We start from the raw sequence: 22,719 nt of genomic DNA, 5'->3' as shown, positions 1-22,719 counted from the left end.
GAGCATGTGATCATGTCGCCCCGCCGCACCGTGCTCATCGTCCTCCACGAGGGGGTCCAGAGCCTCGACGTCACCGGCCCCCTGGAGGTCTTCACCCAGGCGGCGGCCGCGGCCGGCGACCCCCGCGCCTACCGGGTGCGCACCGCCACCCTCGACGGACTGCCGGTGCGCACCGGCAGCGGCCTCCTGCTGACGCCCGACGGCGCCCTGGACGACATGCCGGTGCCGGACGTCCTGCTCGTCCCCGGCGGCCGGGGCGTCACCGACCCGGACCCGCGGCTCGTCGACGGGCTGCGCGAGCACGGCCCGCGGGCGGGCCGGCTGGTCGCGGTGTGCACGGGGGCGTTCCTGCTCGCCGCGGCCGGGCTGCTGGACGGCCGCCGGGCCACCACCCACTGGGCGTACTGCGACGGCTTCGCCGAGCGCTTCCCCGAGGTGCTGCTGGAGACCGACCCCGTGTATGTGCGGGACGGCAGCGTCGCCACCTCGGCCGGGGTCACGGCCGGCGTGGACCTGGCCCTCGCCCTGGTCGAGGAGGACCTCGGCCGGGACATCGCCCTCGCCGTCGCCCGCTACCTGGTCGTCTACCTCCGGCGCCCGGGCGGCCAGGGGCAGTTCAGTGCCCAACTGGCCGCGCAGACCGCCCGCCGCCCGTCGCTCCGCGACCTCCAGCAGTGGATCGCCGAACACCCCGAGGCGGATCTGGGCGTGGAGGCACTCGCGGCCCGCGCCGGACTCTCGCCCCGTCACTTCGCCCGGGCCTTCCGGGCGGAGGTGGGCGTACCGCCCGGCCGCTACGTCGAGCGGGTGCGCCTGGAGGCGGCCCGGCGGCTGCTGGAGGACACCGCGGACGGCGTCGAGGAGATCTCCCGCCACTGCGGCTACGGCACGCCCGAGGCGATGCGCCGGGCCTTCCGGCGCGCCCTCGGCACGGCCCCCGGCGCCTACCGCCGCCGCGTCCGTCCGGACCGCGGAACCACCTGATGAGGCACAACCCCGAAAGGCCACCCGTGCAGATCGCCATCCTGCTCTTCCCCGGTTTCACCGTCCTCGACGTCACCGGCCCCTACGAGGTCCTCACCCGCCTCCCCGGCGCCGAGGCGGTCCTCGTCGCCGAGCGGCGCGGCCCGGTGACCGACGACCGGGGCACCCTCACCCTGGTCGCCGACGCCACGTTCGACGAGGTGCCCCGCCCCGACGTGATCATCGTGCCGGGCGGCCCCGAGGGCAATCTCCCCCTGGAGCCGGGGCCCGCGCACGCCTGGCTGCGCGAGGCGGACCGGCACACGCGGTGGACCACCTCCGTGTGCACCGGCTCGCTGATCCTCGGGGCGGCCGGGCTGCTCGTGGGCCGCCGGGCCACGGGGCACTGGCTGACGCTGCCCCAGCTCGCCGGGTACGGCGCCGAGCCGGTGGACGAGCGGGTGGTGACCGACGGCAAGTACGTGACGGCCGCCGGCGTCTCCTCCGGGATCGACATGGGGCTGATGCTGGCCGGCCGGCTGGCCGACGACCGCACGGCGCAGTCGATCCAGCTGATCGTGGAGTACGACCCCCAGCCGCCGTACGGGGCGGGGTCCGCGCACACGGCCCCCGCCGACATCGTGGCCGAGTGGAAGGCGGTGCGGGGCAAGGCGTGACGGGGCGTCAGCCATTGGGCAGCGGTGCGGGGCAAGGCGTGGCGCGGCGTCAGTCGGCGGGCAGCGGGGCGGGGACCGGCACGCTCCAGGTGAACCGCGGCTCCCTGCGCTCCAGGAACGCCGTGACCCCCTCCGCCAGGTCGGCGCTCCGGTGCCCCTCCTCCGCCCAGTGGGCGACGCGCTCGGCCGCCACCGGCCCGGCGGTGGCGAACTCCTTCGCCGCCGCCTGCGTCAGCTGAGAGCGCGAGCCGAGCAGCCGGGCGAACTCCGCCACCCGGCCGTCCAGTTCGTCCGGTGCCCACACCTCGTCCACCAGGCCGGTGCGCACGGCGCGTCCGGCGCCGATGAGTTCGGCGGAGTAGAGCAGGTACTTGGCCGTCGCCGGGCCCACCAGGGCGGTCAGCCGCCGGGTGGACGACGCGGCGTACACGATCCCCAGCCGGGCCGGGGTGATGCCGAAGACCGCGTCCTCGGCGGCGAACCGCAGGTCGCAGGCGACGGCGAGCTGGCAGCCGCCGCCGACGCAGTGCCCGCGCACGGCCGCGACCGTCGGCTTGGGGAAGGCCGCCAGCGCCTCCTCGGCGGCGACGGCCAGGCCGCGCGGGTCGCCCTCGCCGCCCTCGCCGTCCGCGGTGAGCGAGGCGATGTCGGCGCCCGCGCAGAAGGTGTCACCCTCGCCGGTCAGCACCAGGACCCGGACGGCGGGGTCGGCGGCGCACCGCTCCAGGAGCCGGGGGAGTTCCTGCCACATGGCGGGGGTCATGGCGTTCCGCTTGGCGGGGTGGGCGATACGGACCGTCGCCGTGCCGTCGGCGATGTCCAGATGCAGTGCAGGCTCCATGCGACGGATGCTAACCGGACGCCGTCCGGTCGCGCCGTCGCCCACCGGGCGGCGGGCCGGAGGGGATCGCTCCGGACCGTTCGGCGAATGACGATCAGGGCAGCCAGGAACAGTCGGGAGAGTGACTGCGGCATACGCACGCGATCAAATAGCGTCGATTGGCGGCGACTTCTGATCAGCTGTCCGCGCGGACTGTGGTATTCCCAACACTCGTCGTGTGCGGTGGAGCCACGGCGAGGGGTTGGTATCGGACATGGAGATCGTCGGGAGCGTCCCGCCCGAGCCGGGCCAGGCCCCGCCCCGCGAGCCGGCCGGATCCGCCGCGCGCCGCGGCAGCTGGCGGTTCACCGCGCCCGCGCTGCCCACGTCGGTGCCCCGCGCCCGGCACGGCGTCCGTGACCTGATGCGGCGTCAGAAGGTGCCGCTGGCCGGCGACCGGCTGGACGGGCTGCTGCTGATCGTCTCGGAGCTGGTCACCAACGCCGTCCAGCACGCCGCCCTGCTCTCCCCGGAGCTCACCGTCGAGGTCTCCGTCGGCCCGGCCGGGGTACGGGTGGCCGTCGAGGACGGCCACCCCTACCGGCCGCGCCCCCTGGTGCCCGACGAGGAACGGATCGGCGGCCGGGGGCTGCTGCTCGTCCAGGCCGTCGTCGACGAGGCCGGCGGCAGCTATGACGTCGAGCACACGCCGGGCGGCGGCAAGGTCGTCTGGGCCTCCCTGCCCTTCGCGGAGGAGCCCGCCCCTACCAGCCCGCCCCGGTCCCGATGAGCTCGCGGACGGCCGGCCGCACCGTGTCCAGCACGGTCATGAACCACGCGGAGAACGTCACCTCGCCCATCAGCTTCTCCAGTTCGGCCGGGGTCACGAAGACGGTCTCCTCGACCTCCTCCGGATCCGGGGCGAGCTCGGCCCGCAGGGTGCCGACGAAGAGGTGGTTGTACTCCTGCTCGACCAGGCCGGAGAGCGGGTCCGGGTGGTTGTAGCGCACCGTGCCCGCCTCCCGCAGCAGCGCGGGGGCCACGCCCAGTTCCTCGCCGGTGCGCCGGGCGGCGGCCACGAACGGCGGCTCGCCCGGATAGGGGTGCCCGCAGCAGGTGTTCGACCAGACGCCGGGGGAGTGGTACTTGCCGAGGGCCCGGCGCTGGAGCAGGAGTCGGCCGCGGTCGTCGAAGAGGAAGACCGAGAAGGCCCGGTGCAGTCTGCCGGGGGCGAGATGCGCGGAGACCTTCTCGGCGGTCCCGATGGTTCTGCCGTCCTCGTCGACCAGCTCCAGCATGATCGGCTCGGTGGCTTCGGGAGAGGGGACCGCGGCGGAATCGGCGGAGCGGCCCTCGGCTGATGTGATCGGCATTGACCATCCTCGGGTGTCGGTCTTGGCCTTCAAGTCTGCCCCACGGCATACCACCCGGAACGGCAGACCGGACGAAGCGCGGCCGCTGGGGCGGATCAGTGGCAGAGCCTGGCCTCGCGCTCCGCATACCCGCCCGGTTCCAGCTGGAAGGTGCAGTGCTCGACGGCGAAGTGCTGCCCCAGGCACCCCTGGAGGTCGAGCAGCATCTGCTCGTGCCCCGCCGCGTCCAGCGCGGCCCGGTCCACCACGACGTGGGCCGACAGCACCGGCATTCCCGATGTGATCGTCCACACATGCAGGTCGTGCAGCCCCGTCACCCCCGGCAGGGCCGTGATGTGCGCCCGGACCTCGTCCATGTCGACGTCCCGCGGCGCGGCCTCCAGCAGTACGTCCAGCGCCTCGCGCAGCAGCTTCACCGTCCGGGGGACGATCATCAGGCCGATCGCCAGCGAGGCGACCGGGTCCGCCCGGGTCCATCCCGTGCCCATGATCACCAGGGCGGCGATCACGACGGCGAGGGAGCCGAGGGCGTCGGAGAGGACCTCCAGGAACGCCCCGCGCACATTGAGGCTCTCCTTCTGCCCGCGCATCAGCAGGGACAGCGAGATCAGGTTGGCGACCAGGCCGACGAGGCCGAAGACGACCGTCGTCCCGCCCGGCACGTCCTCGGGCGAGGCCAGCCGCTGGACCGCCTCGAAGAGGATGTAACCGCCGACGCCGAGCAGCAGCAGGCAGTTCAGCACGGCCGCCAGGATCTCGGCGCGCGCGTAGCCGTAGGTGCGCCGGCCGCCGCTCGGGCGGTTGGCGAAGTGGATCGCGATCAGGGCCATCGAGACGCCCACGGCGTCCGTCGCCATATGACCGGCGTCGGCGAGCAGCGCCAGCGAGCCGGTCAGCGCACTGCCGACGACCTCCGCGACCAGCACCGTGAGCGTGATCCCGAGCGCGATCCGCAGCCGCCCGCGGTAGGCCGCGGCCGCCGTGCCCGTCGGGGGCCCGCCCTGCGCGTGGCCGTGGTCGTGCCCTGCACCCATGGACGCCGCCTCCCGTGCACTGCCGGTCCCGGCGCGGCGGGCGCCGCCCGGGACCTCAGTGAACTACGGGTGGGTGCCACCGGGCAACGCGACACCGAACACCGTTGTCATCCCCGCTGACCTGCGGAGATCCAGCCGGTCGGGGGACGGGCGCCGCCGTCCGGCGGTCACCCGGCGGACGCATCCGGATGGTGCAGGCGCCAGCCCTCCCAGGCCGAGACGACCATGCTCCGCACGTCGTGCCGAGGGCTCCAGCCGAGCGTCCGGGTGATCAGGTCGTTGGCGGCCACGACACGCGCCGGATCACCCGGACGGCGCGGTCCCACCTCGGGCGCGAGGTCGGGACGCCCGGTGACCTCGCCGATCAGATCCGCCATCTCGCGCACCGACACCCCGCGGCCGGTGCCCACGTTCAGCGTCAGGTCGCCGCCGTCGGGCCGCTCGGCCAGCCTGCGGGCGGCGGCGAGGTGGGCGGTGGCCAGGTCCTCGATGTGGATGTAGTCACGGACGCAGGTGCCGTCGGGGGTGGCGTAGTCGTCGCCGAAGACGCGCGGCCGCTCCCCCCGGGTGATCCGGTCGAACATCATGGGGATGATGTTGAACACACCGGTGTCCGCCAGCTCCGGCCGGGCCGCGCCCGCCACGTTGAAGTAGCGCAGACAGGCCGTGGACAGGCCGTGCGCGGCGCCGGTGGCCCGGACCAGCCACTCGCCGGCCAGCTTGGTCTCCCCGTACGGGTTGATCGGCAGGCACGGCGTCCCCTCGGTGACGAGGTCCACGTCCGGCATGCCGTAGACGGCCGCGGAGGAGGAGAAGAGGAAGCTCCGCACGCCCGCTGCGACCACCGCTTCGAGCAGCACGGTCAGCCCGTGCACGTTCTCCCGGTAGTAGAGCAGCGGCTTCTCGACCGACTCCCCGACCTGCTTCTTGGCCGCGAGGTGCACCACACCCGTCACCCCGTGCTCCTTCAGGGCACGGTCGACGGCGTCCCGGTCGAGGACCGAGCCCCGCACCAGGGGCACCCCGTCCGGCAAGCGCTCCGCGGCGCCGCCGGACAGGTCGTCCAGGACGGCGACCCGTTCCCCGGCCTCCGTCATCGCCCGCGCCACGTGCGCCCCGATGTACCCGGCTCCGCCTGTGATCAGCCACGTCATGACGGCACCCTAGACCAGTCCGGGGCAGCCCCCGCCCCGCGCCGGACGTGCCGGGAACCGCCGCGGCGCCCCGGACGTCTTCTCCGTGAGGGGCAGGGCCGCACCCGGCGGTGAACGGCGCCTTCCAGTGATCCGATAGCCTCTGCCGACGTGCCGCACGCCACCGACGCCGGGGCCTGCGCGGCACCACCGCTGCCCGGACACCTGCGGACCCGAGGCGGCCAGGCCCGCTTCCAAGGAGTGAGTTCGTCTGTCGACCGCCATCCTCACCGGTTTGCCGCCCGTCGGCTCCTCCCTGGAGGGCGACCTGCGGTCCCTGGGCTTCGACGTGCGTGTGGCGGCCGACGCCGCCGCGGTGACCGCCGAGCTGGCGGCCCTGCCCGCGAGCGGACGCGTCGCCGTCGTCGACCACCGATTCGTGGGGCACGTGCACAGCCTCCGGCTCGCGCTGACCGATCCCCGCTTCCCGGCCGCCGCCGTACACGGTGCGCTCACGGTGCAGCCCGAGGCCCGGCCGGCGCTGCGGGACGCGCTGCTCATGGCCGACGGACGGCACCGGGTGACCGCCTACGCGGGCGCGCCGCTCCCGCCGTCCTCGCTGGAGGTCCTGCCGGACGCCCTGGCGGCCGGGCTGGAGGCGCACGGAGTCGCCGTCCACCGCCCCGACCTGGGCGTCCTCGTCGCCGACGTCCCCCCGGACGCCCCGGCCAGGGCGCACTCCGAGGCGGCCGTCGCGGCCACCGACGACGAGGCCGTACGGCTGCGCGGCGCGGTGAAGTCCCGCGACGGGTTCTTCACCACCTACTGCATCAGCCCGTACTCCCGCTACCTCGCCCGCTGGTGCGCCCGGCGCGGCCTCACCCCTAATCAGGTGACGACCGCTTCGCTGTTGACGGCGCTGATCGCGGCGGGCTGTGCGGCGACCGGCACCCGCCCCGGGTTCGTCGCCGCCGGCCTGCTGCTGATCGCGTCGTTCGTCCTGGACTGCACCGACGGCCAGCTCGCCCGCTACTCGCTCCAGTACTCCACGCTCGGCGCCTGGCTCGACGCCACCTTCGACCGGGCCAAGGAGTACGCCTACTACGCGGGCCTGGCGCTGGGCGCCGCCCGCGGCGGTGAGGACGTCTGGGCGCTGGCGCTCGGCGCGATGGTCCTCCAGACCTGCCGGCACGTCGTCGACTTCGCCTTCAACGAGGCCAACCACGACGCCACGGCGAACACCAGTCCGACCGCGGCGCTCTCCGGGAAGCTGGACAGCGTCGGCTGGACGGTCTGGGCCCGCCGCATGATCATCCTGCCGATCGGGGAGCGCTGGGCGCTGATAGCCGTCCTCACCGCGCTCACCACCCCGCGCATCGTCTTCGTCGTGCTCCTGATCGGCTGCGCCTTCGCCGCCTGCTACACCACCGCCGGCCGCGTCCTGCGCTCGGTCACGCGGAAGGCGCACCGCACGGACCGCGCCGCCCGGGCGCTGGCCGAGCTTGCCGACTCAGGCCCGGTCGCCGAGGCCGTCGCCCGGTTCACCCGCGTCAAGGGCGCCGTGACCGTCCCGCTGCTGGGCCTGCTGGGCGCCGCCGCGCTGCTGGTCCCGCTGCTGGTCAAGCCCTTCGGCAGCCCCCTGGGCATCGCCGGCGCCGCGGTCTACGCGATCCTCACCGGCCTCGCCGTCTCCAGCCCTCTCAAGGGCCCCCTGGACTGGCTGCTCCCGCCCGTCCTCCGGGCCGCCGAATACCTGGCGATCCTGATCCTGGCCGCGCGCTCGGACGTCCACGGGGCGCTTCCCGCCGCATTCGGCCTGGTGGCCGCGGTCGCCTACCATCACTACGACACGGTGTACCGCATCCGCGGCGGCACCGGCGCGCCCCCGCACTGGCTGGTCCGGATGACCGGCGGCCATGAGGGACGGGTCCTGGCGGTCACCATCGCCGCCGTCCTGTGGCAGGGCCAAGGCTTCACGATCGCGCTGACGGCTCTCGCGGCCGGCATCGCGCTGGCGGTGCTCATCGAGAGCATCCGCTTCTGGGTGTCCTCCGGGGCGCCCGCAGTACACGACGAAACAGGAGAACCCGCATGATCGGCCTCGTGCTGGCAGCCGGCGCCGGACGCCGTCTGCGCCCCTACACCGACACCCTGCCGAAGGCTCTGGTGCCGGTCGACGGCGAGACGACCGTCCTCGACCTGACCCTGGCCAACTTCGCCGAGGTCGGCCTGACCGAGGTCGCGATCGTCGTCGGCTACCGCAAGGAGGCCGTGTACGCGCGGCAGGCGGCGCTGGAGGAGAAGTACGGCCTCAAGCTCACCCTGATCGACAACGACAAGGCCGAGGAGTGGAACAACGCCTACTCCCTGTGGTGCGCCCGTGAGGTGCTCGGCCGCGGTGTGATCCTCGCCAACGGCGACACCGTCCACCCGATCTCCGTCGAGAAGACCCTGCTCGACGCCCGCGGCAAGGGCCAGAAGATCATCCTCGCCCTCGACACGGTGAAGAACCTCGCCGACGAGGAGATGAAGGTCATCGTGGACCCCGAGAAGGGCGTCCAGCGGATCACCAAGCTGATGGACCCGGCCACCGCGACCGGCGAGTACATCGGCGTCACCCTGATCGAGGCCGAGGCCGGCGCCGAGCTCGCCGACGCCCTCAAGGTCACCTTCGAGAAGGACCCCGACCTCTACTACGAGGACGGCTACCAGGAGCTCGTCAACCGCGGCTTCAAGATCGACGTGGCCCCCATCGGCGACATCAAGTGGGTCGAGATCGACAACCACGACGACCTCGCCAAGGGCCGGGAGATCGCGTGCCAGTACTGACGAGGCTCATCCCCTCGCCGGTCGTCGTCGACATCCGGGCCGGGGCCCTGGACGATCTCGCCGCGGTCCTCGCGGACCAGCGGATCTCCAGCTCCGGCAAGCTGGCCGTCGCGATCAGCGGCGGCTCCGGGGCGGCGCTGCGCAAGCGGCTCGCCCCGGCGCTGCCCGGCGCCACGTGGTACGAGGTCGGCGGCGGCACCCTCGACGACGCCATCAAGCTGGCCGACGCCATGAAGTCCGGCCACTACGACGCGGTCGTCGGCCTGGGCGGCGGCAAGATCATCGACTGTGCGAAGTTCGCCGCCGCGCGCATCGGCCTGCCACTGGTCGCCGTCGCCACGAACCTCTCGCACGACGGCCTCTGCTCGCCCGTCGCCACCCTCGACAACGACGCGGGCCGCGGCTCGTACGGCGTGCCCAACCCCATCGCCGTCGTCATCGACCTCGACGTCATCCGCCAGGCCCCCGGCCGCTACGTCCGCTCGGGCATCGGCGACGCCATCTCCAACATCTCCGCCGTCGCGGACTGGGAGCTGGCCAACCGGGTGCGCGGCGAGGACATCGACGGCCTGGCCGCCGCGCTGGCCCGGCAGGCCGGCGAGGCCGTGCTGCGCCACCCCGGCACCGTCGACGACGACGGGTTCCTCCAGGTGCTCGCCGAGGGGCTCGTCCTCACCGGCATCGCGATGTCCGTGGCCGGCGACAGCCGCCCGGCCTCCGGCGCCTGCCACGAGATCAACCACGCCTTCGACCTGCTCTACCCCAAGCGCGCCGCCCCGCACGGCGAGCAGTGCGGCCTCGGCGCCGCCTTCGCCATGTACCTGCGCGGCGCCCGCGAGGAGTCCGCGCTGATGGTCGAGGCGCTGCGCCGGCACCAGCTGCCCGTGCTCCCCGGCGACATCGGGTTCACCGAGGACGAGTTCGTCCGCGCCGTGGAGTTCGCTCCGCAGACCCGGCCCGGGCGGTACACCATCCTGGAGCACCTCGCCCTCTCCACCGACCAGATCAGGGACGCATACGCCGACTATGCAGAAACCGTCAGTCGCTGAACTCCGGCCGGTCGTCCACCCCGCGGGGGTGAAGGACCGGCGCAGCGGTGAGCACTGGGCCGGCCGCCTGTACATGCGGGAGATCTCGCTGCGGGTGGACCGGCACCTGGTGAACACCAGGGTCACGCCCAACCAGCTCACCTACCTGATGACCGTCGCGGGCGTCCTCGCGGCTCCGGCCCTCCTGGTGCCGGGGATCACGGGCGCCGTGCTCGGCGTGGTCGCCGTCCAGCTCTACCTGCTGCTGGACTGCGTCGACGGCGAGATCGCCCGCTGGAAGAAGCAGTACTCGATGTCCGGGGTCTACCTGGACCGGGTCGGCGCCTACCTGTGCGACGCCGCGGTCCTCGTCGGCCTCGGCCTGCGCGCCGCCGACCTCTGGGGCAGCGGCCGTATCGACTGGCTGTGGGCCTTCCTCGGCACCCTCGCCGCGCTCGGCGCCGTCCTGATCAAGGCCGAGACCGACCTCGTCGGCGTCGCCCGCCACCAGCAGGGCCTGCCTCCGGTCAAGGAGGCCGCGGCCGAGCCGCGTTCCTCCGGTGTGGCGCTGGCCCGCAAGGCCGCCGCGGCGCTCAAGTTCCACCGGCTGATCCTCGGCATCGAGGCGTCCCTGCTGATCGTGCTCCTCGCGATCCTGGACCAGGCCCGCGGCGACCTCTTCTTCACCCGCCTCGGCACCGCCGTCCTCGCCGGCATCGCCGTCCTCCAGACGCTGCTGCACCTCGTGTCCATCCTCGCCTCCAGCAGGCTGCGATGAACGCCCGGGGCCTGAAGGTCGGCGCGGTCGTCCTCACCATGGGCAACCGCCCCGCCGAGCTGCGCGCGCTGCTGGAGTCGGTCGCCAAGCAGGACGGCGACCCGATCGAGGTCGTCATCGTGGGCAACGGCGCCCCGCTGCCCGAGCTGCACGTCCCCGGCCTGGCCGTGCGGACCGTCGAGCTGCCCGAGAACGTGGGCATCCCGGCCGGCCGCAACGTCGGCATCGAGGCGTTCGGCCCGGCAGGACGGGACGTCGACGTCCTGCTCTTCCTGGACGACGACGGCCTGCTGCCGAACCAGGACACGGCCGAGCTCTGCCGCCGCGCGTTCGAGGCCGACCCGAAGCTGGGCATCATCAGCTTCCGCATCGCCGACCCCGACACCGGCGTCACCCAGCGCCGGCACGTCCCCCGGCTGCGCGCCTCGGACCCGCTGCGCTCCTCCCGCGTGACCACCTTCCTGGGCGGCGCCAACGCGGCCCGCACCCGGGTCTTCGCGGACGCCGGCGGGCTGCCGGACGAGTTCTTCTACGCGCACGAGGAGACCGACCTCGCCTGGCGGGCCCTCGACGCGGGCTGGATGATCGACTACCGGGCGGACATGGTCCTGCACCACCCGACCACCGCCCCCAGCCGGCACGCGGTCTATCACCGCATGGTGGCCCGCAACCGCGTCTGGCTGGCCCGCCGCAACCTGCCGGCCCTCCTCATTCCGGTCTACCTCGGGGTGTGGATGCTGCTCACCCTGGCCAGGAAGCCCTCGCTCCCGGCGCTGCGCGCCTGGTTCGGCGGTTTCAAGGAGGGCTGGACGACGCCGTGCGGTCCGCGTCGGCCCATGAAGTGGCGTACCGTGTGGCGCCTGACCCGGCTGGGTCGCCCGCCGGTGATCTGACAAGCTCGTGTCTGAGAGCATCGGGCGCCGCCCGGGGCACTGCCCCGGCGGCGCACCTTGAGGACGAAAGTGTCAACAGTGAGCGAGACAACGCACGGCAGTGCGGTCGCCATGAGTGCTGCACCATCACCCGACGACGGACTGTCCGCCGCGGAGCTGGCCAGGAAGTACGGCCTCGCGGTCAGCGGTGCCCGCCCGTCGCTGCCGGAGTACACCCGGCAGCTGTGGGCCCGGCGGCACTTCATCCTTGCCTTCTCCCGGGCCAAGATGACGGCCCAGTACAGCAAGGCCAAGCTGGGCCAGCTCTGGCACGTGGCCACGCCCCTGCTGAACGCCATGGTCTACCTGCTGATCTTCGGCGTGCTGATGGGGCAGGGCAGGGACATGGGGATGGGTACCTACATCCCCTACCTGGTGACGGGTGTGTTCGTCTTCACCTTCACCCAGAGCTCGGCGCTCGCCGGCGTCCGGGCCATCGCGGGCAACCTCGGGCTGGTGCGCGCCCTGCACTTTCCCCGGGCCGCGCTGCCCGTCTCCTTCGCACTCCAGCAGCTTCAGCAGCTGCTGTTCTCCATGTGCGTGGTCTTCGTGTTCCTGCTCGGCTTCGGACATCTGCCGGCCCTGTCCTGGGTGCTGATCGTTCCGACGCTGGCCCTGCAGTTCGTCTTCAACACCGGCCTGTCGCTGATCCTGGCCCGGCTGGGCAGCAAGACCCCGGACCTCGCGCAGCTCCTGCCGTTCATCCTGCGGACGTGGATGTACGCGTCCGGTGTGATGTACAACATGGAGAAGGCGCTGACGAAAGCGCACGCCCCGGGCTGGGTCATCGACGTGCTGAGCGCCAACCCGGCCGCCGTCTACATCGAGCTGATGCGCTACGCGCTGATCGACGATCCCGGCGCGATCCACCTGCCGCCGCACGTCTGGCTGCTGGCCGTCGGCTGGGCGGCGCTCGTCGGGCTCGGGGGCTTCGTGTACTTCTGGAAGGCTGAGGAGCAGTACGGCCGTGGCTGAACAGAGCACCGCACCCGACGGCGCCCGCATCCCCACCGTGATCGCGGACGACGTCCACATCGTCTACCGCGTCTACGGCGGCAACAGCGGACGCGGCAGCGCTACCGCCGCCCTCAACCGGATCGTCAAGCGCACCCCCGGCGCCGGGGTGCGCGAGGTGCACGCCGTCAAGGGTGTGAGCTTCACCGCGTACCGCGGCCAGGCGATCGGTCTCATCGGCTCCAACGGCTCGGGCAAGTCCACCCTGCTGAAGGCCATCGCCGGACTGCTCCCCACCGAGCGTGGCAAGGTCTACACCGACGGCCAGCCGTCCCTGCTGGGCGTCAACGCCGCGATGATGAACGACCTCACGGGCGAGCGGAACGTCATCCTCGGCGGTCTCGCGATGGGCATGACCCACGAGGAGATCCGCGAGCGCTACCAGGGCATCGTCGACTTCTCGGGCATCAACGAGAAGGGCGACTTCATCACGCTGCCCATGCGGACGTACTCCTCCGGCATGGCGGCCCGGCTGCGCTTCTCCATCGCCGCGGCGAAGAAGCACGACGTGCTGATGATCGACGAGGCGCTGGCCACCGGCGACCGGTCGTTCCAGAAGCGCTCGGAGGCCCGGGTCCGCGAGCTGCGCCAGGAGGCGGGCACCGTCTTCCTCGTCAGCCACAACAACCGCTCGATCCGGGACACCTGCGACCGGGTCCTCTGGCTGGAGCGCGGCGAGCTGCTGATGGACGGCCCGACGGACGAGGTGGTCCGGGCGTACGAGAAGGAGACCGCCCGCTGAACACGGACACAAGGCCCCTCGCCCCCATGGAGGCAAGGGGCCTTGATCCGTTCTTGACGGTCGAAGTGACATCGACCGGCATATTGACTGGGACGCTCCCCTTGGGGCATGGCATTGTATGGATCAAGCACGGACCTCGGCGAAGACCGCGTGCCTGTACGACGTACGCTGTAGCGTGCTGTGCGGTGGAGGCCCCTCGCGGCGCCGGGTGCCGGGGGCGTTTCAGGGGCGGCCCACGGGGGAGCAGGGCAGGAGGTCGCGCTGCGGCGTGTCCGAAATAGGATGTTCTGGGTCGGCAGTGTAGAACGGGAGATGTGACGGCGATGGCTGTGTTGGCTGCGGGGCCTCTCCAGATCAGAGGCGCATACGCCGTCTGTGGTCCGGGCAGCCCGCGATGACCGCGGGGACGGACGCGCATGCGCGTGCCGTGCTCGACAAGGCCGCGCACGAGAACTTCCCGGTCGCGCCGTTCTTCGTGCCGCGCGCCTGGCGTGACGACCTGATGGCGGTCTACGGATACGCCCGCCTGGTCGACGACATCGGCGACGGCGACGTGGCCCCCGGTGGCCGGGACGCCGAGCTGCTGGGCCTGGACCGCGAGCAGGCGGACGACCGGCCGGCCATGCTCGACGCCTTCGAGGCCGACCTGCGACGTGTCTTCGCCGCCAACGGCACCGGCCCCCGCCACCCGCTGCTCCAACGGCTCCGGCCGACCGTCCGGCGCTGCCGCCTCACCCCCGAGCCCTTCCTCGGCCTCATCGAGGCCAACCGCCAGGACCAGCGGGTGAGCCGCTACGCCACCTACGACGACCTGGTGGCCTACTGCGAACTGTCGGCGAACCCGGTCGGCAGGCTCGTCCTCGGGATCACCGGCACGGCCAGCCCCGAGCGGATCCGCCGCTCGGACGCGGTCTGCACGGCGCTCCAGCTCGTCGAACACATCCAGGACGTCGCCGAGGACCTCGGACGCGACCGGATCTACCTCCCCGCCGAGGACCTGGAGCGCTTCCGGGTCGGCGAGGCCGACCTCGCCCGGCCCACGGCGGGCGCTTCGGTGCGCGCCCTGGTCGCGTTCGAGGCGGAACGCGCCCGTTGCCTGCTGAATGAAGGGACCCCCCTGGTGGGTAGCGTCCACGGCAGGCTGAAGCTGTTGCTCGCGGGGTTCGTGGGCGGGGGGAGGGCCGCGCTCCGGGCGGTCGCCGCCGCGGGACACGACGTACTCCCCGGACCGCCCAAGCCCACCAAGCTCAGCCTGCTGCGCGAGGTGGGGGCGACACTGCGAAGAGAGGGGTGAGCGGGACCGTGATCGGAACGCCACACGCGTCCGCACCGGTACTCGCCGCGTACAGCTACTGCGAGGCCGTCACCGGACAGCAGGCCGGCAACTTCAGCTACGGGATCAGGCTCCTGCCCACCGCCAAGCGGCGGGCCATGTCGGCGCTCTACGCCTTCTCGCGGCGCGTCGACGACATCGGGGACGGCCCGCTGGACGACGAGTCCAAGCGGCTCCGGCTGGAGGAGACGCGGGCCGTGCTCGGCAGAATAAGGGACGGCGACGTCGAGGAGGACGACACCGACCCGGTGGCCGTCGCCCTGGCGCACGCCGCGCGGCGCTTTCCCATTCCGCTCGGCGCGCTCGACGAACTGATCGACGGCGTTCAGATGGATGTGCGCGGCGAGACCTACGAGACCTGGGACGACCTCGCGGTGTACTGCCGCTGTGTCGCCGGGTCGATCGGACGGCTCTCGCTCGGCGTGTTCGGCACCGTGCCCGGCGCGCGGGACACCGCGCGCGCTCCTGAGTACGCCAATACGCTGGGGCTGGCGCTCCAGCTCACCAACATCCTGCGTGACGTCCGGGAGGACGCGGCCAACGGCCGCACCTACCTGCCCTCCGACGACCTCGCCAAATTCGGCTGCTCGGCCGGGTTCGGCTCGGCCGTCCCGCCGGAAGGCGCCGACTTCACCGGCCTGGTGGCCTTCGAGGTCAGGCGGGCCCGCGCGCTGTTCGCCGAGGGCATGCGCCTGCTGCCGATGCTCGACCGGCGCAGCGGCGCCTGCGTCGCCGCCATGTCCGGCATCTACCGCAGGCTCCTGGACCGTATCGCCGAGACCCCGCAGGCCGTGTTGCGCGGCCGGGTCTCGCTGCCCGGCCGGGAGAAGGCCCTGGTCGCCGTCCGCGGCCTGTCCGGTTACGACGCGCGCAGCGTCCACCGGCAGACCGCCAGGGGGCGCGCTTGATGACCCCGGACCGCACCGGCGGGCGGGCGGCGTTCCCCCGCAGGCCGGGACCCGCCGCGGCCGCGGCCGGCGCAACCCCCGACGGCGGGGACGCGTCACTGACAGCAGCCATGGGGGTGGGAGCATGACGGAGCCTACGACGGACGTGCCCGCCGGTCCTCCGGCCGACCGGTCCGGCCGCCCCGGCGGGGCGGCCGCGGTGGTCGTCGGGGGCGGGCTCGCCGGGGTCACGGCGGCGCTCGAACTCGCCGCCGCCGGGCTCCGGGTGACCCTGGTGGAGGGCCGCCCCCGGCTCGGCGGGCTCGCGTTCTCCTTCCGCCGGGGCGAGTTGACCGTGGACAACGGCCAGCACGTCTTCCTGCGGTGCTGCACCGCCTACCGCTGGTTCCTCGACCGGATCGACGCCGCCCACCTCGCCACCGTGCAGGACCGGCTCGACGTCCCCGTCCTCGACGTCGCCCACCCCTCGGGCCGCCCGCGCCTGGGCCGGCTGCGCCGCTCCGCGCTGCCCGTCCCGCTGCACCTGGCCGCGAGCCTGGCGACGTACCCGCACCTCTCGTTCGCCGAGCGGATGAGCGTCGGCCGCGCCGCGCTCGCCCTGCGCGGGCTCGACCCCGCCGACCCGGCCCTGGACGAGGTGGACTTCGCGGCCTGGCTGCACCGCAACGGGCAGTCGGACCGCACGATCGAGGCGCTGTGGGACCTCGTCGGCGTCGCCACGCTCAACGCCACCGCGGGGCAGGCGTCGATGGGGCTGGCCGCCAAGGTCTTCAAGACCGGGCTGCTCTCCGAGCCCGGTGCCGCCGACATCGGCTGGGCGAGTGTGCCGCTGGGCGAGCTGCACGACACCCGGGCGCGCGCCGCCCTGGACAAGGCCGGGGTCCGGGTCGCGCTGCGTACCCGCGTCACCGGGCTCACCCGGACCGCGGACGGCTGGCACGTGGACACCGAGACCGGGCCGGGCGCCGGGGAGCGGCTGGACGCGGCCACGGTCGTGCTCGCGGTGCCCCAGCGCGAGACCCACGCCCTGCTGCCGGACGGCGCGCTGCCCGACGCGGGACGGCTGCTGGAGATCGGCACCGCGCCGATCCTCAACCTGCACGTCATTTATGATCGCAAAGTCCTGCGGCAGCCGTTCTTCACGGCGCTCGGCAGTCCGGTGCAGTGGGTCTTCGACCGTACGCACTCGTCGGGGCTGGCGGCGCGGTCGGGGCACGGCCAGTACCTGGCGGTGTCCCAGTCGGCGGCCCAGGACGACATCGACCGGCCGGTCGCCGAGCTGCGGGCGCGGTATCTGCCCGAGCTGGAGCGGCTGTTGCCGGCCGCCCGCGGCGCGAGTGTCCGGGACTTCTTCGTGACCCGGGAGCGGACAGCGACGTTCGCCCCCGCACCGGGCGTCGGCCGGCTGCGGCCGGGTGCCCGGACCGACGCGCCCGGCCTGTTCCTGGCCGGTGCGTGGACCGCCACCGGCTGGCCCGCGACCATGGAGGGCGCCGTGCGCAGTGGTCTGAACGCCGCGGACGCGGCCCTCTCCGGGCTCGGCCGGAGCTATCGCAGCCCCGTGCGGGAGGCGGTATGACCCAGCGAGCCACCCAGGCGCGCGCCTCCCGAACGGGGCACGCGTGAGCACGATCACCAGAGGAGAGACCGTGACTTCGGCGATCCCAGCCTGCGATACCGGCGACGTCAGCGCCCTGCTGGAGCGCGGACGGACGCTTGCCACGCCGGTGTTGCGTGCCGCCGTCAACCGGCTCGCGGCACCGATGGACACCGTCGCCGCCTACCACTTCGGCTGGATCGACGTCGCCGGGCGGCCGACCGACGGCGACAGCGGCAAGGCCGTCCGCCCCGCCCTGGCCCTGCTCTCGGCCGAGGCCGCCGGCGCCGCCCCCGGGACGGGCGTGCCCGGGGCGGTGGCCGTGGAGCTCGTGCACAACTTCTCGCTGCTCCACGACGACCTGATGGACGGGGACGAGCAGCGCCGCCACCGCGACACCGTGTGGAAGGTGCACGGCCCGGCGCAGGCCATCCTGGTCGGTGACGCTCTCTTCGCGCTCGCGAACGAGGTGTTGCTGGAGCTGGGGACGGCGGAGGCCGCCCGGGCCACCCGCCGGCTGACCACCGCCACCCGTAAGCTCATCGACGGCCAGGCGCAGGACATCTCCTACGAGCACCGGGAGCGGGTGACGGTCGCCGAGTGCCTGGAGATGGAGGGCAACAAGACCGGCGCCCTCCTCGCCTGCGCCGCCTCCATCGGCGCGGTGCTCGGCGGTGCCGACGACCGCACGGCGGACGTCCTGGAGGCGTACGGCTACCACATGGGCCTCGCCTTCCAGGCGGTCGACGACCTCCTCGGCATCTGGGGCGACCCGGAGGCCACCGGTAAGCAGACCTGGAGCGACCTGCGGCAGCGCAAGAAGTCACTGCCGGTCGTCGCCGCCCTGGCGGCGGGCGGACCGGCCTCCGAGCGGCTCGCCGGGATCCTCGCCGAGGACGCCAAGCTCACCGACGCCCAGCTCGCCGACTTCGACGAGGAAGAATTCGCGAGCCGCGCGGCGTTGATCGAGGAAGCGGGCGGCAGGGAGTGGACCTCCCAGGAGGCCCGGCGGCAGCACGCGACGGCGATCGAAGCGCTGGACGGAGTTGACATGCCGTCAGGCATTCGGGCCCGGCTCGTCGCGCTGTCCGACTTCGTTGTAGTACGAAAGAGATGATGAGTATTCACCCGAACTAGCCATCGCGGTCGCCGGCCGGTGCGCTGCTCGCGTCGGCCGACGGAAACCCCAGGTACGGCAGTACGGCAGAGAAGCAACTCACTGCATTAGGGGAAACCATGACAGCGACGACCGACGGCGCCGGGGCGGTTCTGCCCCGTGTCGCCGAGGCCGGTCACAGCGCCACCGTTGTGACAGACGTGAAGGAAGACACGGCGGCCGGCGGGCCTCCGGCCGCCCGCACGGCCGCCGAACGGGCCACCGCCCGCGCGGTGGAGCACCTCCTGTCCCGCCAGGACGGGAGCGGCTGGTGGAAGGGCGACCTGGAGACCAACGTCACCATGGACGCCGAGGACCTGCTGCTCCGTCAGTTCCTGGGCGTCGGGGACGAACGCACCACCCGGGCCGCCGCCCGCTGGATCCGCTCCCAGCAGCGGCCCGACGGCACCTGGGCCACCTTCCACGGCGGGCCGGGGGAACTGTCCGCCACCGTCGAGGCGTACGTGGCCCTCCGGCTCGCGGGGGACGCCCCGGACGCCGCCCATATGGCCGCCGCCTCCGCCTGGGTCCGCGACCGGGGCGGCATCGCCGCCACCCGGGTCTTCACCCGGATCTGGCTGGCCCTCTTCGGCTGGTGGAAGTGGGAGGACCTCCCCGAGATGCCACCGGAGATCATGTATCTGCCGAAGTGGCTCCCGCTCAACATCTACGACTTCGCCTGCTGGGCCCGGCAGACCATCGTGCCGCTCACCGTCGTCGGCGCCCACCGGCCCGTACGCCCCGCGCCGTTCGCCCTCGACGAGCTCCACGCCGACCCGGACCGGCCGAACCCGCCGCGCCCGCTCGCCCCGGCCACCACGTGGGACGGCTTCTTCCAGCGCCTGGACAAGGCGCTGCACACCTACCGCAGATTCCAGGTCCGCCCGCTGCGCCGCGCGGCGCTGAACTCCGCCGCCCGCTGGATCGTCGAGCGCCAGGAGAACGACGGCTGCTGGGGCGGAATCCAGCCCCCCGCGGTCTACTCCGTCATCGCCCTGCACCTCCTCGGCTACGACCTGGACCACCCGGTGCTGCGCGCGGGACTGGAGTCGCTGGACCGCTTCGCCGTCTGGCACGAGGACGAGGACGGCGAGCCCGTCCGGATGATCGAGGCCTGCCAGTCCCCGGTCTGGGACACCTGCCTGGCCACCATCGCCCTCGCCGACGCGGGGCTCCCCGCCGACCACCCGGCGCTCGTCAAGGCCGTCGACTGGATGCTCGACGAGCAGATCGTGCGGCCCGGCGACTGGTCCGTACGCCGTCCCCGACTGGGCCCCGGCGGCTGGGCGTTCGAGTTCCACAACGACAACTACCCGGACATCGACGACACGGCCGAGGTGGTGCTCGCGCTCCGGCGCGTCCGGCACCCCGACCCGCAGCGCGTCGAGGCCGCCGTCCGGCGGGCCATGAACTGGACCGTGGGCATGCAGTCGAGGAACGGCGCCTGGGGCGCCTTCGACGTCGACAACACCAGCCCCTTTCCCAACAGGCTGCCGTTCTGCGACTTCGGCGAGGTCATCGACCCGCCCTCCGCGGATGTGACGGCCCATGTGGTGGAGGCGCTGGCCGTGCTCGGCAAACAGCACGACCCGCGGGCCCGCCGGGGCATCGACTGGCTGCTGGCCGAGCAGGAGGAGAGCGGCGCCTGGTTCGGCCGCTGGGGCGTCAACTACGTCTACGGCACCGGCGCGGTGGTCCCCGCGCTCGTCGCCGCCGGACTGCCCGTCTCCCACCCGGCCGTCCGGCGCGCGGTGAGCTGGCTGGAGAGCGTCCAGAACGCCGACGGCGGCTGGGGCGAGGACCTGCGCTCGTACCACGACCCCGAGTGGATCGGGCGCGGGGACTCCACCGCATCGCAGACCGCCTGGGCGCTGATGGCCCTGCTGTCGGCGGGGGAGCGGGAGAGCCCGGCCGTGGAGCGCGGGGTGGCCTGGCTGGCCGACACCCAGTGCGAGGACGGCTCCTGGGACGAGCCGTACTTCACCGGCACCGGCTTCCCCTGGGACTTCTCCATCAACTACCACCTGTACCGGCAGGTGTTCCCGCTCACGGCGCTCGGCCGCTATCTGCACGGCGAGCCCTTCGCCCCCCGGGAGGCGTAATGCATCCCGGCACGGAACCGCCGCCCGTGGCCCCGCTGCTGGTCGCCTGCGCCCTGGGCATCGAACGCCTCGCCCTGCGCGGCGGCCGGCACGGCGCGGCGGGCTCCGCGACCATCCTGCGGACGGGCATGGGCCCGCAGGCGGCGGACCGTGCCGTGACCCGGGCGCTCGGCGGCGACGGCAGGTACGCCGCCCTCGCCGACGCCGCCGTGATCGCCACCGGGTTCTGCGCCGGTCTGGCGCCCGGGATGCACCCCGGCGACCTGGTGGTGGCCGACGAGACCCTGGACGGCCACGGGCGCACGGAGTGCGCCGGGGTGGAGCTCCTCGCCAAGGAGCTCGCCCGGGTGGTACCCAGGCGCACGATCCACACCGGGCCACTGGTAGGTTCCGACCACGTGGTGCGCGGGGCGGAACGATCCGCCCTGCACGCCGCGGGCGCACTCGCGGTGGACATGGAGTCCGCCGCCACCCTCAGGAGCGCCGTCCGGGCGGGGCCGCGCCCGGTTGCGGCCGTACGAGTGGTCGTGGACGCTCCCGAACATGAGCTTGTCCGCATCGGGACCCTGCGCGGTGGAATATCGGCATTCCGCGTGCTGCGCACCGTCCTGCCGGCCTTTTTTGCTTGGCACCGTTCTTTGTTGCTCCCCCGGAGGTGAGCCAGATGGCAATGCCGCTTCGTCAGTCCATCCGCGTGGGTACCTATCTCGCCGAACAGAAGTTGCGGAAGCGCGACAAGTTCCCGCTGATCGTCGAGCTGGAACCGCTCTTCGCGTGCAATCTCAAGTGCGAGGGCTGCGGGAAGATCCAGCATCCGGCGGGGATCCTGAAGCAGCGCATGCCGGTGGCCCAGGCCGTCGGCGCGGTGCTGGAATCCGGTGCGCCGATGGTGTCCATCGCGGGCGGCGAGCCCCTGATGCACCCTCAGATCGACGAGATCGTGCGGCAGTTGGTGGCCAAGCGGAAGTATGTCTTCCTCTGCACCAACGCGATGCTGCTGCGCAAGAAACTTGACAAGTTCACGCCCTCGCCGTACTTCGCGTTCGCGGTGCACATCGACGGGCTGCGGGAGCGGCACGACGAGTCCGTGGCGAAGGAGGGCGTCTTCGACGAGGCGGTGGCGGCCATGAAGGAGGCCAAGCGGCGCGGCTTCCGGGTCACCACCAACTCGACCTTCTTCAACACCGACACCCCGCAGACCATCGTCGAGGTGCTCAACTACCTCAACGACGACCTGAAGGTGGACGAGATGATGATCTCGCCCGCCTACGCCTACGAGAAGGCCCCCGACCAGGAGCACTTCCTGGGCGTCGAGCAGACCCGCGAGCTGTTCTCCAAGGCGTTCTCCGGCGGCAACCGGCGCCGCTGGCGGCTCAACCACAGCCCGCTCTTCCTCGACTTCCTGGAGGGCAAGGCCGACTTCCCCTGCACCGCCTGGGCCATCCCCAACTACTCGCTGTTCGGCTGGCAGCGTCCCTGCTACCTGATGAGCGACGGGTACGTGCCCACGTACCGGCAGCTGGTCGAGGAGACCGACTGGGACAAGTACGGCCGCGGCAAGGACCCGCGCTGCGCCAACTGCATGGCGCACTGCGGCTACGAGCCGACGGCCGTGCTGGCGACCATGGGCTCGCTCAAGGAGTCGCTGCGCGCGGTCCGCGAGACCGTCTCGGGCAACCGGGGCTGAGTGCCGTGTCCCTCGTGGAACCGGTAGCTCTCGGGATGCCGTCCGTCCCGGCCCGGATCGCCGACCGCAGGGTCAGCCGGCAGATCCGGGTCGGGTCCGTGGCCGTGGGTGGGGACGCGCCGGTGTCGGTGCAGTCGATGACGACGACGCGGACGTCGGACATCGGCGCGACGCTCCAGCAGATCGCCGAGCTGACGGCGTCGGGCTGTCAGATCGTGCGGGTGGCGTGTCCGACGCAGGACGACGCGGACGCGCTGAAGGTGATCGCGGCGAAGTCGCAGATCCCGGTGATCGCGGACATTCACTTCCAGCCGAAGTATGTGTTCGCGGCGATCGACGCGGGCTGTGCGGCGGTGCGGGTGAATCCGGGGAACATCAAGCAGTTCGACGACAAGGTCAAGGAGATCGCGAAGGCGGCCGGTGACGCGGGCACCCCGATCCGTATCGGCGTGAACGCCGGGTCGCTGGACCGGCGCCTGCTGCAGAAGTACGGCAAGGCCACTCCCGAGGCGCTGGTGGAGTCCGCGCTGTGGGAGGCGTCGCTGTTCGAGGAGCACGGCTTCCGGGACATCAAGATCTCGGTCAAGCACAACGACCCGGTCGTGATGGTCAA

At 72.7% G+C, this 22,719-nt stretch carries 22 protein-coding genes; 18 read left to right on the top strand and 4 right to left on the bottom strand.

Annotated elements, in window-relative coordinates:
- Positions 1-12 precede the first annotated feature (12 nt).
- Positions 13-984, top strand: coding sequence for a GlxA family transcriptional regulator (locus HN013_RS16410; RefSeq protein ID WP_171166894.1), 972 nt, complete (start codon positions 13-15; stop codon positions 982-984).
- A gap of 26 nt (positions 985-1,010) precedes the next feature.
- On the top strand, positions 1,011-1,640 hold the full coding sequence (locus tag HN013_RS16405) for a DJ-1/PfpI family protein (RefSeq protein ID WP_171166998.1): 630 nt from the start codon (positions 1,011-1,013) through the stop codon (positions 1,638-1,640).
- Positions 1,641-1,689: 49 nt separating this feature from the next.
- Here HN013_RS16405 and HN013_RS16400 read toward each other — a convergent pair whose 3' ends face one another.
- Positions 1,690-2,481, bottom strand: a complete 792-nt coding sequence (locus HN013_RS16400; RefSeq protein WP_171166893.1) for an enoyl-CoA hydratase/isomerase family protein — start codon at positions 2,479-2,481, stop codon at positions 1,690-1,692.
- A gap of 253 nt (positions 2,482-2,734) precedes the next feature.
- Here HN013_RS16400 and HN013_RS16395 point away from each other — a divergent pair, with 253 nt between their 5' ends.
- On the top strand, positions 2,735-3,250 hold the full coding sequence (locus HN013_RS16395; protein ID WP_171166892.1) for an ATP-binding protein: 516 nt from the start codon (positions 2,735-2,737) through the stop codon (positions 3,248-3,250).
- Here HN013_RS16395 and idi read toward each other — a convergent pair.
- From idi to galE, 3 genes are all read right to left on the bottom strand, one after another.
- Entirely contained in the window at positions 3,225-3,833 is a 609-nt protein-coding gene (idi, locus tag HN013_RS16390; protein ID WP_171166891.1) for an isopentenyl-diphosphate Delta-isomerase, read from the bottom strand. The genes HN013_RS16395 and idi overlap by 26 nt on opposite strands.
- 95 nt (positions 3,834-3,928) lie before the next feature.
- Entirely contained in the window at positions 3,929-4,867 is a 939-nt protein-coding gene (locus HN013_RS16385) for a cation diffusion facilitator family transporter (protein WP_171166890.1), read from the bottom strand.
- Between the two features lie 167 nt (positions 4,868-5,034).
- Complete coding sequence (gene galE / locus HN013_RS16380; protein ID WP_171166889.1) at positions 5,035-6,021, bottom strand: UDP-glucose 4-epimerase GalE; 987 nt, start codon at positions 6,019-6,021, stop codon at positions 5,035-5,037.
- 250 nt (positions 6,022-6,271) lie between these two features.
- Between galE and HN013_RS16375 the strand changes: the two genes are divergently transcribed.
- The 15 genes from HN013_RS16375 to HN013_RS16305 form a co-directional block, all read left to right on the top strand.
- Positions 6,272-8,095, top strand: a complete 1,824-nt coding sequence (locus tag HN013_RS16375; RefSeq protein WP_171166997.1) for a DUF5941 domain-containing protein — start codon at positions 6,272-6,274, stop codon at positions 8,093-8,095.
- Positions 8,092-8,829: a sugar phosphate nucleotidyltransferase gene (locus tag HN013_RS16370; RefSeq protein WP_171166888.1), complete on the top strand. Its 738-nt coding sequence runs from the start codon at positions 8,092-8,094 to the stop codon at positions 8,827-8,829. The genes HN013_RS16375 and HN013_RS16370 overlap by 4 nt, the downstream gene beginning before the upstream one ends.
- Entirely contained in the window at positions 8,817-9,878 is a 1,062-nt protein-coding gene (locus HN013_RS16365) for an iron-containing alcohol dehydrogenase family protein (RefSeq protein ID WP_171166887.1), read from the top strand. The genes HN013_RS16370 and HN013_RS16365 overlap by 13 nt, the downstream gene beginning before the upstream one ends.
- Complete coding sequence (locus tag HN013_RS16360) at positions 9,856-10,635, top strand: CDP-alcohol phosphatidyltransferase family protein (RefSeq protein WP_171166886.1); 780 nt, start codon at positions 9,856-9,858, stop codon at positions 10,633-10,635. Before HN013_RS16365 ends, HN013_RS16360 begins: the two co-directional genes overlap by 23 nt.
- Positions 10,632-11,528, top strand: a complete 897-nt coding sequence (locus HN013_RS16355) for a glycosyltransferase family 2 protein (protein WP_171166885.1) — start codon at positions 10,632-10,634, stop codon at positions 11,526-11,528. The genes HN013_RS16360 and HN013_RS16355 overlap by 4 nt, the downstream gene beginning before the upstream one ends.
- A gap of 78 nt (positions 11,529-11,606) precedes the next feature.
- Positions 11,607-12,542, top strand: a complete 936-nt coding sequence (locus HN013_RS16350) for an ABC transporter permease (RefSeq protein ID WP_171166884.1) — start codon at positions 11,607-11,609, stop codon at positions 12,540-12,542.
- On the top strand, positions 12,535-13,323 hold the full coding sequence (locus HN013_RS16345; protein WP_171166883.1) for an ABC transporter ATP-binding protein: 789 nt from the start codon (positions 12,535-12,537) through the stop codon (positions 13,321-13,323). The genes HN013_RS16350 and HN013_RS16345 overlap by 8 nt, the downstream gene beginning before the upstream one ends.
- A 394-nt stretch (positions 13,324-13,717) precedes the next feature.
- A complete protein-coding gene (hpnC, locus tag HN013_RS16340) occupies positions 13,718-14,617 on the top strand; it encodes a squalene synthase HpnC (RefSeq protein ID WP_171166882.1) in 900 nt (299 codons plus the stop codon).
- Positions 14,614-15,564, top strand: coding sequence for a presqualene diphosphate synthase HpnD (hpnD, locus tag HN013_RS16335; RefSeq protein ID WP_171166881.1), 951 nt, complete (start codon positions 14,614-14,616; stop codon positions 15,562-15,564). The genes hpnC and hpnD overlap by 4 nt, the downstream gene beginning before the upstream one ends.
- A 124-nt stretch (positions 15,565-15,688) precedes the next feature.
- Entirely contained in the window at positions 15,689-17,143 is a 1,455-nt protein-coding gene (hpnE, locus tag HN013_RS16330; protein WP_171166880.1) for a hydroxysqualene dehydroxylase HpnE, read from the top strand.
- 70 nt (positions 17,144-17,213) lie between these two features.
- Positions 17,214-18,278 carry a polyprenyl synthetase family protein gene (locus tag HN013_RS16325; protein ID WP_171166879.1) on the top strand — a complete coding sequence of 355 codons (1,065 nt, stop codon included), beginning with the start codon at positions 17,214-17,216 and terminating at the stop codon, positions 18,276-18,278.
- A gap of 119 nt (positions 18,279-18,397) precedes the next feature.
- Entirely contained in the window at positions 18,398-20,419 is a 2,022-nt protein-coding gene (gene shc / locus HN013_RS16320; RefSeq protein WP_171166878.1) for a squalene--hopene cyclase, read from the top strand.
- Positions 20,419-21,078 carry a 1-hydroxy-2-methyl-2-butenyl 4-diphosphate reductase gene (locus HN013_RS16315; RefSeq protein ID WP_171166877.1) on the top strand — a complete coding sequence of 220 codons (660 nt, stop codon included), beginning with the start codon at positions 20,419-20,421 and terminating at the stop codon, positions 21,076-21,078. The genes shc and HN013_RS16315 overlap by 1 nt, the downstream gene beginning before the upstream one ends.
- 5 nt (positions 21,079-21,083) lie before the next feature.
- Positions 21,084-22,106, top strand: a complete 1,023-nt coding sequence (gene hpnH / locus HN013_RS16310; RefSeq protein ID WP_171166876.1) for an adenosyl-hopene transferase HpnH — start codon at positions 21,084-21,086, stop codon at positions 22,104-22,106.
- Between the two features lie 35 nt (positions 22,107-22,141).
- A partial coding sequence (locus tag HN013_RS16305) for a flavodoxin-dependent (E)-4-hydroxy-3-methylbut-2-enyl-diphosphate synthase (RefSeq protein WP_212764436.1) occupies positions 22,142-22,719 on the top strand: 578 nt, incomplete at its 3' end.

Source organism: Streptomyces sp. I05A-00742, from assembly GCF_013055795.1.
In the GTDB taxonomy this organism is placed as follows: Bacteria; Actinomycetota; Actinomycetes; order Streptomycetales; family Streptomycetaceae; genus Streptomyces.
This window is presented reverse-complemented; position numbering and strand designations above follow the sequence as displayed.

What these genes read in the sequence shown, in the direction of transcription:
- HN013_RS16395 (WP_171166892.1), top strand. Translation starts at nt 2,735, where the DNA reads ATGGAGATCGTCGGGAGCGTCCCGCCCGAGCCGGGCCAGGCCCCGCCC.
- HN013_RS16315 (WP_171166877.1), top strand. Translation starts at nt 20,419, where the DNA reads ATGCATCCCGGCACGGAACCGCCGCCCGTGGCCCCGCTGCTGGTCGCC.
- HN013_RS16370 (WP_171166888.1), top strand. Translation starts at nt 8,092, where the DNA reads ATGATCGGCCTCGTGCTGGCAGCCGGCGCCGGACGCCGTCTGCGCCCC.
- HN013_RS16385 (WP_171166890.1), bottom strand. Translation starts at nt 4,867, where the DNA reads ATGGGTGCAGGGCACGACCACGGCCACGCGCAGGGCGGGCCCCCGACG.
- hpnH (WP_171166876.1), top strand. Translation starts at nt 21,084, where the DNA reads ATGGCAATGCCGCTTCGTCAGTCCATCCGCGTGGGTACCTATCTCGCC.
- shc (WP_171166878.1), top strand. Translation starts at nt 18,398, where the DNA reads ATGACAGCGACGACCGACGGCGCCGGGGCGGTTCTGCCCCGTGTCGCC.
- HN013_RS16355 (WP_171166885.1), top strand. Translation starts at nt 10,632, where the DNA reads ATGAACGCCCGGGGCCTGAAGGTCGGCGCGGTCGTCCTCACCATGGGC.
- galE (WP_171166889.1), bottom strand. Translation starts at nt 6,021, where the DNA reads ATGACGTGGCTGATCACAGGCGGAGCCGGGTACATCGGGGCGCACGTG.
- HN013_RS16410 (WP_171166894.1), top strand. Translation starts at nt 13, where the DNA reads ATGTCGCCCCGCCGCACCGTGCTCATCGTCCTCCACGAGGGGGTCCAG.
- hpnE (WP_171166880.1), top strand. Translation starts at nt 15,689, where the DNA reads ATGACGGAGCCTACGACGGACGTGCCCGCCGGTCCTCCGGCCGACCGG.
- HN013_RS16400 (WP_171166893.1), bottom strand. Translation starts at nt 2,481, where the DNA reads ATGGAGCCTGCACTGCATCTGGACATCGCCGACGGCACGGCGACGGTC.
- HN013_RS16360 (WP_171166886.1), top strand. Translation starts at nt 9,856, where the DNA reads ATGCAGAAACCGTCAGTCGCTGAACTCCGGCCGGTCGTCCACCCCGCG.
- idi (WP_171166891.1), bottom strand. Translation starts at nt 3,833, where the DNA reads ATGCCGATCACATCAGCCGAGGGCCGCTCCGCCGATTCCGCCGCGGTC.
- hpnC (WP_171166882.1), top strand. Translation starts at nt 13,718, where the DNA reads ATGACCGCGGGGACGGACGCGCATGCGCGTGCCGTGCTCGACAAGGCC.